Source organism: Ruegeria sp. YTSA064, from assembly GCF_059610325.1.
Map to the genome: position 1 here is coordinate 113474 of NZ_JBXWNK010000015.1, position 9866 is coordinate 123339.

7 protein-coding genes and 1 pseudogene are annotated in these 9866 nt (G+C 53.9%); 1 reads left to right on the forward strand and 7 read right to left on the reverse strand.

Annotated features, from left to right (window positions below):
- Positions 1-140: 140 nt before the first annotated feature.
- The 7 genes and pseudogenes from AC2FI7_RS20320 to AC2FI7_RS20350 all read right to left on the reverse strand — a co-directional run bounded on the left by AC2FI7_RS20320 (position 141) and on the right by AC2FI7_RS20350 (position 8445).
- A pseudogene (locus AC2FI7_RS20320) lies at positions 141-827 on the reverse strand (IS6 family transposase).
- A gap of 363 nt (positions 828-1190) precedes the next feature.
- A complete protein-coding gene (locus tag AC2FI7_RS20325) occupies positions 1191-1571 on the reverse strand; it encodes a hypothetical protein (protein WP_139056614.1) in 381 nt (126 codons plus the stop codon).
- Positions 1572-1629: 58 nt separating this feature from the next.
- A complete protein-coding gene (locus AC2FI7_RS20330) occupies positions 1630-4029 on the reverse strand; it encodes a trimethylamine N-oxide demethylase (RefSeq protein WP_010442419.1) in 2400 nt (799 codons plus the stop codon).
- Positions 4026-4397 (reverse strand): cupin domain-containing protein, encoded by a 372-nt coding sequence (locus AC2FI7_RS20335; RefSeq protein ID WP_010442420.1) that lies wholly within the window; start codon positions 4395-4397, stop codon positions 4026-4028. The genes AC2FI7_RS20330 and AC2FI7_RS20335 overlap by 4 nt, the downstream gene beginning before the upstream one ends.
- Position 4398: 1 nt before the next feature.
- Entirely contained in the window at positions 4399-6381 is a 1983-nt protein-coding gene (locus AC2FI7_RS20340; protein ID WP_010442421.1) for an ABC transporter permease, read from the reverse strand.
- Positions 6381-7409 (reverse strand): quaternary amine ABC transporter ATP-binding protein, encoded by a 1029-nt coding sequence (locus tag AC2FI7_RS20345; protein ID WP_010442422.1) that lies wholly within the window; start codon positions 7407-7409, stop codon positions 6381-6383. Before AC2FI7_RS20345 ends, AC2FI7_RS20340 begins: the two co-directional genes overlap by 1 nt.
- A gap of 82 nt (positions 7410-7491) precedes the next feature.
- Entirely contained in the window at positions 7492-8445 is a 954-nt protein-coding gene (locus tag AC2FI7_RS20350) for an ABC transporter substrate-binding protein (protein ID WP_010442423.1), read from the reverse strand.
- Between the two features lie 238 nt (positions 8446-8683).
- On the opposite strand from AC2FI7_RS20350, the gene AC2FI7_RS20355 reads away from it, so the two are divergent.
- The gene (locus AC2FI7_RS20355; RefSeq protein ID WP_050806471.1) at positions 8684-9619 is read left to right on the forward strand and encodes a LysR substrate-binding domain-containing protein; all 936 of its coding nucleotides are present in this window, start codon (positions 8684-8686) and stop codon (positions 9617-9619) included.
- The last annotated feature ends 247 nt before the right edge of the window (positions 9620-9866 follow it).

Consider the following 9866-nt stretch of genomic DNA (forward strand, 5'->3'; position numbering starts at 1 on the left):
TTCATTGGGATTTGAGGGGGTTACCTAGTACGGCGTGTCGCCAAGCGACCAACACGCCAAATTCTCAAAACTGCAAACTGCGTTTTTAAAATGTCAGGATGTGTGCGTATATTTCTTTTAACGGTCGCAATCAGAACACGTCACTCAAGTATCAAGTTGGTGCGGCGCGCCTTGATGGGGTTTGCTGCGCTGGAGAGTTGCTGCTTTCGGGTCATAGTGGCTACTTCAATGCCATCCAGCGTAGCGGACGCGGATGCGAAGGATTTGAACCCACACATATGTCGAACGCGCCGTTTTATGAACCAATGATCCCGCTCGATCATGTTATTCAAAAATTTGGACCTGATTGTCTAAACCTTAGCTTGGCAACCTAACCACTTCAGAATCCTGTTCACTTCTCGAATGCCGGCTGCGTTGGCTGCGTTCTTATCGATGACGACTTTGTCTGGGATTCCGTTTGATGACAGCGCTTTGGCAAAGAACCTGGTTGCTGCGGGACCGTTCCTTCGCTCAGACAACATAAAATCAAGGGTGTTCCCTGCTTTGTCGACAGCCCGATAGAGATACACCCACTTATCGCGCACACGGAGATAGGTTTTGTCCATTCTCCAGGATTTCTGTGTTGGGCGCTTTTTCGATTGCGCGCGCGCAGCGATCATCGGCGAAATTTTTACAACCCATCTATTCAATGTGGCGCGATCGACGGAAACGCCCCGTTCAGCCATGATTTCCTCAAGGTCGCGATAGGAAACAGTGTAGCGCAAATAGAAAAGCACAGCGTACAAAACCAAATCCTTTGGGAAGTGGCAGCCTTTCAAAGAAATCATTCTAAAACTTGCCCGTGATTGATTTGAAAGCAACAAGCACCAGGGCACGCAATTTCGTCAACCTCGGTCAAAAGATTGCGACACAACCAGATCCCGCCCCTTTCGACCTTCTTCGAACGTGATCAACTCGTGCGATCTGTTAGACTAACATACCATCCCGCCGCAAAGGGTCTAACTATCAGCATCCGCAAGTTCGGCGACCGAGTCAGCAAAGAAATTGGTCCATATCAGAACACCTGAGCTGACAGCTCGCGCCACTGCCTGTTCTGTTGTCCGGCACTTGGGCTTCGTGACGATCGAAGATGGCAGAGCATGCACTACTCTATCCTTAGTCATCTAGCGAACAAAGGTACGTCGGCTGCGTCAATTGCGAAGTTCGAGACTCAAAAACACCAATGTGCGATTGATTTGGCCCTTGTCTTTTTGGGCGACGCGATAAAGACGGTCCGAGGTGATAAATTCCTTCTGCACGTAGCTGTCAGGGTGGTTAACGGAACTACCGTGTTGTTTCTGAGTTCCGTCTTTGCAACGTGTTACTTCGGTCCATAGGTCGTTGAATGTGCGATTGGCTTCGGCGTCTCGGAACGGAAACTCCCATCGGCATGAAATGCCTTGTACATTGACCAGGCCGACATACGGTTCGCACATTGCTCCTTTGGGCGAGAAACCGGTGGTGTTGTAGTTTTCAAGTGCGATAACCCTGTCACATAATCCTGCGAAGCCGGATTCGGGCGAAGTAGCCATGACAATTCCCAGAAAACAAACGACCGCAACTTTGGCCGTTTGCTTGGTTGTCAATTTATCATTCAGCCGCATCCGGGAAATCGTTTCTTAGGTAAACACCCTTCACACGCTCTTTTGCTGGATCAAAATGCGGGAACGGAACAATTTTTGCCTTCAAGCGCTTTTGCTGCCCATCCAGTTGGCCGATCTCAATATCGTGCCCCTCGAGTGCATGGGTTGATGCAACCCGCCCGAGGGCGATGACCTTGCCTAAGATGGGTGATTTCATCGCGCTCGTGATTTCACCGACCTGCGCTTTTCCGATACGTACACAATCGCCTGGAGAAGGAACTGTTCCACCTTCTATATCAAACCCGACCAGTTTGCGGTGAGGGTGAGCCTTGCGTTCCTCAATTGCGCTGCGCCCTATGAAGTTATCGGTCTTAGATTTCAATGGGACGGTAAAACCGACCCCAGCCTCGAACGGATCGGTTTGGTCGTCAAATTCGGACCCGGCAAAGATTAAGCCGCCTTCGATCCGCAACATGTCGAGGGCGGCAAGGCCAAGAGGGGCAATTCCATAATCCTGACCAACTTCCCAGACACGGTCGAAAATCTCGACAGCGTCCTTAGGGTGACAGAAGATTTCGTACCCTAACTCGCCAGAATATCCGGTTCGGGAAATCACGACCGAGGTGCCGCGCACATCCCCGACCCGGGCCACTGTAAGCCGGAACCAAGGCAATTCTTCAATGGTCGGCTGCTGCGGCGGCGTCCAGAATATCTGTGAGAGGATGTCGCGGCTATATCGCCCCTGGACCGCGATGTTGTGCAACTGATCTGTAGAGTTTCGAACCCAGACATTCATGTTGTGCTTGCGCGCTTGTTCCTGCAGCCACAAACCGCTGGTGTCGTTGCCACCAATCCATCGGAAGTTGGTCTCACCCAGCCGATAGATAGTGCCATCGTCGATCATACCGCCATGTTCATAGCACATTGCCGTATAGACAACTTGACCGACGCTCAGCTTCTTCATGTTGCGGGTCACGCAAAGCTGCATCAGTTCTTCGGCATCCGGGCCAACAACCTCGTATTTGCGCAGTGGACTCAGATCCATTACGGCGACTTTGTCTCGACAGGCCCAATACTCTGCGATTGCGCCATGATTGGTCATCGTATTAGGCAGCCAATATCCATTATATTCGACAAAATCACGGGTATGACGTGCAAAGCAGTCGTGAAATGCTGTTTTCTTGGTTTCTTCCACATCCGCCTCCGCAGATTTTCTGTAGCCGTAGGACCGTTTAAAATCCTCGGTCGCTTTATAAGTTCGCACCTGAATGTCGGTTGGATTCCAGCCATTGGCCGGGTCGATGTCGCAGGGGCAGCCGGTACTGACGCAGACAAGATCCGTCAGTGCGCGCAGCAGCACGAAATCTCCGGGTCGCGACCAAGGATCATCCATACCGATGGCATTGCTATCGTCCAGCATTGTATTGAAGAAAAAGTTGATCGCGGACCAACCTGCGCGGGGACGGATGCCATATTGGCTCAGGTCCTTGTTGATATTGTCCGAGCAATTGACATGGCCAGGATAGCCCAGATCTTCATAGTACCTTGCTGTGCAGGCCAGCCCGAACGTGTCGTGACGACCGCACGTATCCTGCACGATCTCAACCAGGGGTTCCTGATCGACTGACCAGTATTTCGAGAATATACCCGGTTGCGGATACAAGCTGCCCATCAGGCTGCGTGTCGTGGTGGGATCAATCTCGCGCTCGATCCCCTGATCCAATGCACGTCGGCTGAACGCCTGAAAGTCTGAGCATTCGCGGCCCCTGATATCCACGATCTGGATGAACTCTCCGGCTTTGACCTCATAAGATTTGGCGTTGCCAGGCTGAATGTTGATATCCTTAAGTGGGTCGGCCAGCGGATCGGGCGGGCCCACGTCGGGTTTTTCCAAGCCGGGAGCAGCACGCTGAATGTACAGGATAATGTCGGTCGGTGGGTTATTGTCTTCAGGGCGCATCGCTTCGCCTGGTGCGGCGACGATCAGAAGACCGTCACTTTCCGCCACGAAGTGCACCATGTCGCCGGGGCGTGATCCATCTGAGAAAGCCCTGACTGCATCCCCGCGTCCGATGTCGAAACCAGCAACCTCTAACGCGCGCAGCACTTTCTTGCCCGAAGCCGAGCCATTCGCCAGAGTTGCAATCAGCCCCTCTGGTCGCCCGTGCCCCTGCGCGCCAAGCATGGCAGCGTCCGAGCTTCGATCCGGGGCAAAGAACACCATCTCGGCGGGTTGCATCCCATCGCGATCCAACAATGTGATCGTGTCGCCTTTGGACACCGGAACCGCACGCGATCCTGTGCCAGGGACGGGATGACGTTCCGTGCCATGGGGCAGGATTGGAAGGCCAGGAGCCAGAACCCCGCTGCGTTCATACGGCACTTCGAAGACCGGCTTCACATTCATAATGCACCTTCCTGAATAGCTTCGGTCGCGCCGCGGTGCATGACCACCAAAAGGCATCCTGTTTCGGTGCGCGAAAAGTGGCTAGACCCGGCGGGAAAGCTGACAAAATCTCCGCTGTGATAACGAAACCCGTCGTGATCGGTCAGGTCACCTTCGAGGACAAAGAACTCTTCCGGACCGCGATGGATGTGGGGGTTCGAGCGTGCGCCCGGCGCCATCTTCATCAGATAGCTGCCTTGCCCGGTATCCTCGTCAAAGCTGACATTCTTCCACCAGACCTGTGCGTCGGGCCGGTCTTTCATCTGCATTCTGATAAAGCCGGTATCGTCGAAACGGGTGACCGTACGCATGTTTTGCTGTTGTGACATCCTAATCGAGCCCCAATCGCTTCTTGCGCTGTTCCGTCCAGCTGCTGATGGCCATGTCAAAGGTCAGAGCCATCAGCGACACGTTCAGGCCGAGGACAAAGTTTTTGCCCAACTCGGTACCGGCCAGCGTTCGCTGCAGCTCTTGTCCCAGATCCTGAGTGCCGATGAAGGCCGCGATGATGACCATGAAGAAGGCAAACATGATGGCCTGATTGAACCCAACTGCCATTGTCGGTAGTGCCAGCGGGAACTGGACTGACATCAGCTTTTGCCGCCGCGTTGATCCAGACATGTCTGCCGCTTCGGTCATTTCTGAAGGTACGCTGCTAAGGCCAATAATGGTGTACCGGATCAATGGTACCGCGGCGAAGATTAGGATCGAGAACACAACAGCTACGTCATTAACGCCGAACAGCATGATTGCCGGGATCAGATAGATGAAGCTGGGGAAAGTTTGTGCTGTGTCGCAGGCCAGAAGGATGCTTTTTGACCAACGTTCTGATCGGGCTGCGATTACGCCGAGCGGTATGCCAATCAAGGTGGCCAGAGCAACAGCCGAAATAACTGTGTATAGAGTGATCACAGATCGGTCCCACCAACCCGAGAATGCGACGATGGTAAAGAAAACCGCCGCATATATACCTGGGCGGCGACCACCGATCCAATATGCAAAGGCAACGACTATTAGGATGAAGGCGGGGGTCGGGATCGCCAGCAATGTGTCCCGGAACGGGATCAAAACCTTGACGTTCAGGAACCAGCGCAACCATTCAGTTGTTTCCTTGATAGCCTCGATCGCCAGGAACGACTTGATCACCACATCAATTTCCTTGCCTTGGCTCAGGTGCTGTTTGCGACCAACTTCGGCCAGGATCGGAAACAGCTGCGACAGCAGAATAAAACCAATGAATAGACCCAGTGCGACCAGTGAAATCTTATACCGCTTCCACCAGGGTGTCCCACGTTCAAAGTGAACAGGTTGCTTGACCACCCATGCCTTGGACATCCGATCCAGCGTTACGGCTAGAAGAACAATCGTAACACCGATCTCGAACGATCTTCCAAGTTTGAAGCTGCCCATCATAGCCAACAGCTTGGCACCGAGACCGGGCATGCCAATAAAGGCGGTCAGAACAACCATGGCTAGACACAGCATGATCACCTGGTTTACGCCGACTAGGATTTCGGTGCGTGCTGCCGGAACATAGACATGGCGCAACATCTGCCAGCGAGTGCAGCCGGACATTTGGCCCGCCTCGATCACTTCAGGGCTGACCTTTTTTAGCCCCAGCGTTGTCATCAAGATCATAGGCGGGATGGCAAAGGTAATTGTTGCAACGGCTCCAGCGGTTGGCCCCACCTTGAAGAAAATCACAGCGGGTAGCAGATAGGTAAAGAAGGGCAGGGTTTGAAGCACAGACAGAATGGGCTTCAACATCCGCTCGAACCAGCCATATTTCCACGCGGCGATACCAAGCGCCAGACCCAGCAGGAACGCCAAAGGCGCCGCGACGACGATCACGGACATTGTTTGCATGGCGATCTTCCACTGACCGATCGCAGCCGTCCAGATAAAGGTTCCAGCGCCCAGGGCAGCCAACCGCCATCCACCGACAGCGTATCCAACAACCCCAGCGACGGCGGCAATCGCAGACCATGGGATTGGTCCCAGATAGGGCCAGCGACGCTTGCCTTCCAAAAGGTTTGCTGACGTGTCCAGCAGAAACTCTAGAGGACCTTCCGCGATAAAGCGGGTTACATAAATCAAGCCAAGGTCATTTTGGATGAAGCTGAAAACTGCGTCCAGAACCTGCGCTGTGGGTGGGATGGCGGCTTCGGGGATGCGGTTTAGCCATTCAGGCAGAATACCAACTGCCTTGGCAAGGATCAGTGCGAAGGCCACGGCAAGCAGCACAGTAAGTACACGGGAACGTCCCCATGGCGTGTCTGATGTCTCTGTCAGATCTGTCGACAGCGTCGCCATTATTCGGCTCCGAGCAGGACATTCAGTGCGGTGTCGCGCTCCAGTACACCGGTGACAACGCCTTTGTCATTTGCAACCGGCAAAAGGATGCGGTTGTCATTGACCAGAACCCGCGCAAGTTCGTGGATCGTTGCGCCACCATTGATTGGTGCGCCTTCCAAAGCGTGTCCGTTGACTGGTTTCGCAAGCCCTTTCGCATGCACTACGCGGGCTTTGTCGATGTCCTCGGTGAATTTCGCCACGTATTCCGTGGCGGGGTTCATGACGATCTGGTCCGGCGTATCGCATTGTTCCACCGCGCCATTGCGCATGATCGCGATCCGGTCCGCCAGACGCAGCGCTTCGTCAAAATCATGGGTGATAAAGACAATGGTTTTACCCAACATCTCTTGTAGCCGCAGGAATTCATCCTGCATTTCGCGGCGGATCAACGGATCAAGGGCCGAGAACGGCTCGTCCAGAAACCAAATATCCGGTTCAATCGCCAGGGACCGGGCGATGCCGACCCGCTGCTGTTGCCCACCGCTAAGCTCGCGTGGGAAGTATTCCTCGCGGCCCTCAAGGCCGACCAGCTTGATGACTTCCAGCGCACGTTCGCGCCGGTCGTGACGATCCTGACCGCGCATTTCCAGCGGGAAGGCAACGTTATCCAAGACCGTACGGTGCGGCAGCAGGCCGAAAGACTGAAATACCATGCCCATTTTGTTGCGTCGCAATTCGATCAGGTCACGCTCGCTCAGGCCCATGATATCCTGACCATCAACCTTGATCGTACCGCCGGTGATGTCGTGCAGGCGCGAAAAGCACCGCACCAGAGTTGATTTGCCTGATCCGGACAGTCCCATGATGACCAGCATTTCGCCCCGGCCAACCTCAATCGAGACGTCTTTGACCCCAGCAATGTAGCCGTCCGCACGAATCTCGTCGAAGCTACGGCCAGCCGGCATGGACTTCAGATAGCTCTCGGGCGAAGGCCCAAACAATTTCCAGACATTTTGGGCTGAGATTACAGGCGCTGTGGCTGACATGGCTGCCTTTCTTTCTTGTTAAGCGCGGCCTTGCTTCAATGAGATCAGCAAGGCCGCGCCAGTTTCGTTGCGTATGACCGGATTATCCGCTGCAGGCACTGATCCAGGGATCAACAACAGAGCGGTTTGCGTCCAGCCATTCGGCCGCTGCATCTTCCGGTTCCAGCTCGTCCGTATCGACCAGCTTGGCCATCTCCGCGATCTGCGGATTTGTGAAAGAAATTTCAGTCAATACACAGTAGGCAGCAGGCCATTTGTCTTTCATACCATCCCAAGCGGCCTTTTTCAGGTAACCGGTTGCCGGGTTACCACAATCATACAGCGCATCCGGGTTCGGACCTTTGGATGGGTCTTTGTCGCATCCATCTTCCCAGGCAGGAAATTCGACAAACTCACCGGGCCAGACAGCTTCGGCAAAGTTGGGTGTCCAGTTGAAGACCAGAACCGGCTTCTTGTCCGCTTCTGCTGCGCCAATTTCAGCCCACAGGGCCGCCGCCGAACCCGCATTGATAACGGTGAAGTTCAGATCCAGCGCTTCGGCACGCTCTTTACCATGCTTCAACCAGTCAACCGGACCGTCCAGATATCGGCCTTTGTCGCCGGTTTCCGCTGTTGCAAACAGATGCGCACAGTCGTTCAGAGCTTTCCAGTCGGGCAGGCCGGGGCAGGACTCTTTGGTCCACATCGGATACCACCAGTCCTCGCGGGTGACGGCATCGTGGTCGCCTGCATCATGCAGACCGCCCTTTTCCAGAGCTGCGCGGAAAGATGCGCCAAATGCGCCTTCCCAGACTTCCATCTCAAGCGTGACGTCGCCCAGACGCACCGACTCGTAGACCGCCTGACTGTCGGTCGTGACGTATTCGACATTATCGCCGATCTCTTCGAACAACTGGCCGACCACGTAAGACATCACGATCTGGCTGGACCAGTTGTGAATTGGGATGACGATCGGATCGCTGCTGTCTTCTGCGATCGCACCGGTGCCCGCTACCGCTGCCAAGGTTGCAGCAGAAAGTAGGTTTGAAAGTTTCATGATTGCTCCCTGAGTGACGTTCGATATTGGATTGAGGGCTCTTCCGGCCCCGAATTTGCGTATTCTGCCCAAATTTGCACGAAACGCAGAACAGAAATTTGAGAGGCGTTGCCCATAAAATCTTGAGGCTAATTCAGTTTTTTACTATCTTAACAGTCAGTTGCCTGATCGGTTTCCAGTCGACGCAGGCGAATACTCTTTGATTGCAATCCGCTTCAGATTGGGGTTCCGCCGTCAGATGCCAAAGAAAGCACCAGTTACCGGGAAGGTTCTTCCACCGCTCGACTACCTTTTGGCTTTTGAAGCGGCCGCCAAGGCCCAGAGTTTCGCGCAGGCCAGCAAGGTGCTCAACATTTCGGAAACAGCAATCAGCCGCAAAGTACGTCTGTTGGAGCAACATTATGACGTACCCTTGTTTGTCAGAGGTCATCGGTCGGTTTCGTTGACACAGCAAGGGGCCATATTGCTGGCGACAGTTGAAAAGTCGTTGGATCTGATGCGAGACGTCAGCCGTGATATGTTGGCCAAACATCAGGCCAATACGGTGTCTATCTCTGCGACCAACTCTGTCGCGTCGCTCTGGTTGATGCCGCAACTGCGTAAGTTCAACAAATCCAATGGCCGCATCCGTATTTCGCTGGTGTCTTCGGACAGCGACGCGGAGTGCCTGTCTGATTCTATGGATCTGACGATATTGCGCGGGGAAGGGGATTGGCCCGGATATGAAGCGCAGCTTTTGTTCGGGGAAACCGTTTTCCCGGTGTGTAGCCCTGATTATCTCAAAAGTAATCCGAAGGCGGCAGTACTATCCGCGCTGCCGGAATTGGATCTGATTGAGGTGACCAGCAGCCATGCGGAATGGATGACCTGGCATACTTGGCTTGGAAGCAATGGAATTTCCACCTCATTGATGGAACGCGCTGTGGCCTTCAACACCTATCCTCTCTCTATACAAGCAGCTGTTGATGGTTTGGGCATCGCACTGGGTTGGGCCCATCTTGTTGACCCTCTGCTTGAAAGCGGTGCGTTGGTCAGACCAATCCAGGACATATCGGTACGAACGCAGTCGGGATATTTTCTTCTGAAGAGCCCAACGCAAAAATCATTTCCCGAGCGACGCATCGTCGAGGATTGGTTGTTAGGGCTCAGCGCGGGGCGCAAACGTTACGCGTGATCCGATGGTGCCATCGCGCGATAAATGTTCTTTCCTTCAATGTCTCTGAAATTCAAAGGTTGACCGAAATGAATAAATATTTACCGTAAAGAAAGTACCTGATTCCGCCCCGGGTCGCATATGCGGACGGGTCTGAATTCGTTCGGCCTACTTTTGCAGGGAGTCCAAAGCCCAATGAGCTATAAATCCGATATTGAGATTGCCCGTGAGGCAAACAAGAAGCCGATTCAGGAGATCGGTGCCAAGC